Origin of the sequence: Moorena sp. SIO2C4, assembly GCF_010672485.1 — a bacterium.
Taxonomy (GTDB): Bacteria; Cyanobacteriota; Cyanobacteriia; order Cyanobacteriales; family Coleofasciculaceae; genus Moorena; species Moorena producens.
Map to the genome: position 1 here is coordinate 1 of NZ_JAAHGN010001193.1, position 2138 is coordinate 2138.

General features: G+C 43.3%; 2 protein-coding genes. One reads left to right on the top strand and one right to left on the bottom strand.

What is annotated here, in order from left to right:
- Positions 1 to 60: 60 nt before the first annotated feature.
- Positions 61 to 609 carry a sigma-70 family RNA polymerase sigma factor gene (locus F6K20_RS35460; protein ID WP_287297947.1) on the bottom strand — a complete coding sequence of 183 codons (549 nt, stop codon included), beginning with the start codon at positions 607 to 609 and terminating at the stop codon, positions 61 to 63.
- 468 nt (positions 610 to 1077) lie between these two features.
- On the opposite strand from F6K20_RS35460, the gene F6K20_RS35465 reads away from it, so the two are divergent.
- Positions 1078 to 1674 carry a helix-turn-helix transcriptional regulator gene (locus F6K20_RS35465; protein WP_008183441.1) on the top strand — a complete coding sequence of 199 codons (597 nt, stop codon included), beginning with the start codon at positions 1078 to 1080 and terminating at the stop codon, positions 1672 to 1674.
- Positions 1675 to 2138 lie beyond the last annotated feature (464 nt).

Sequence of the window (2138 nt, forward strand, 5' to 3'; positions counted from 1 at the left end):
TGTAACAGGGGTAAGCATTTACGGTTATAGAATTTGGGCAAATCTTTAGCTCTGGTGGGGTTAGCTTAAATTCTGCTGCAATCGTTTTCCAAGGCTGATCAGGAGGGAGTCGCCCTGGATTAGGACTTGGGCATTAATCTCAGGGCGTTTCCTAAAGCAAGTCTGACGTAATACTCCGTCTGGGTCTGTCTTAACCCAATCCAAGGTTTTTTGCCATATTTTCATAACTGGCTGTAGATCAGGAGCAGCTGGTACCCTATCTACAGGGTCAATAGTTTTACCTTCCTCTGTGCTTAGGCCAGTAATTTGCCGCTTCTGTTGCCTATAGCCAGCATCTCGAAATCGTCTCAGTCGCTTTTTTAGTTCATCGTCGAGCCAAGTAATCACACCTTTGATAGTCGGGTCATACTCTTCAGGATGGCCACAGCAATATTCCCACATCTCTTGGAGAGCGTCATTATAATAAGAGCTATATTCTTTCCAAAGCTTGCCGGATTTCATCACTAGTAGATGTACCTCGCTCAGTTTTTGCCGACGTTCCAGACTTAATGGTGGATGATTACATGCTTCAACTATCAGCTGACGGAGTATTCGATCTAGATTTTTCATCGGTTATGTCCCTGTTGTAAATGCGATCGCGTAGCGTGACCTACGGTCAATCGTGTTTAGTACGCATTAGTCTATCGATAGCGGTTCTCAAGTTAGTTGTTAGTAGTTTGTTGTTTATGTTGGTAGATGCTTACACTAACTACTAACCTCTACTCCCCATGAGAAGCGCTACAAAGGGCAGCCCGAAGACTGGACTCAGTATTGACCATCCCTAGACATCTTAGGCATCAATGTTGGGGAATGGCAAAAGTCACCCAGTATTTATTTACACGAGTGATCGGGGGGTTTTTCGCAAAAAAGCCCAAAAAAAATTTTTGTCGGATTTTTTTGCGAAAACCCTGGTTGAGAGGTGCTGTAACAAATGGCTAAGCCAAGTGTGATTCAACAGGTGCGACTCGTGGCGAATTTAATTCTTAATGGGTCAAGCACACCTAAACAGTTTAAATCCAGTTAGTGCGTCAACAGACCATGTATACTCTCACCAACACTCTAGAAAAATCCGCTCCTCAGGTGCAACAGTTAGACAATGGTCTACTGCAAGGAGTACTAGAAGGTTTTATTGACGGTGTTTTAATTCTGAATACACAAGGAGATTTGGTTCATAGCAATGAAACCGCTCGTGTTCTTTGTGAGCAACTTACTCCGAACAGCAAACATTTTACGGTGGTGCCTAAAGAAATCTGGCGTGTCTGCCAAGCCTTGAAAGAAAGTGATGAATTCTATGCCCATCAATCTGTAATTATAGATTCAGAGATTACTACGAGTCACTCCACAACCTTTCGGATTCGGGCTAGATGGCTCAACCTGAGGATATCTGAGCAGCGTTATATTATAGTTACCCTCGAAGACCAACGTCAATCCATTCATAGTATAGCCCTAGCTGAAGTTCAGAAATATGGCTTAACTGCCCGTGAGGCAGAAGTCTGGTTACTGCGTCGAGTCAATTACTCCTACAAAGAGATTGCTGCAGAACTGTTTGTTACCCTCAATACGGTGAAGAAGCACATGAAAAACATTCTTGCCAAGCAGCAAATGGCGATGATGATGGAAGAAATGGCTGCTTAGGGGCATAATTAGCGATTTGGAAGACAGAAATTCTTGGTGATGTGGGCATTTAGGGACCACAACCACTACAAAGACAACGTTTTAAACACTACTCCGTAGGACAACTGACAAAATGCCCTGTTTAGGGCATTTTTTTGTATTAGCGATCGCGCTCAATGGTTTCCAAATGAGATGTAAACCATTGAGGTATTTTTTTATTGTAAAATAACACTCCGAATCTCTTGACAATCTTGCCTTTTGCCTCTTGTATGCAAGCAAATTTCTGCAATACCTGTGTTTACAAATCATATAAAAACACGCTGATTGCGGTTGTCATAGTAATCGGTTAAACAAGATTGTTTCCCGATTACCAATTCCCGATTCCCGATTCCCGATTCCCGATTCCCGATTCCCGATTCCCGATTCCCGATTCCCGATTCCCGATTCCCGATTCCCGATTCCCGATAGTTAGGAACAGCGTCGGG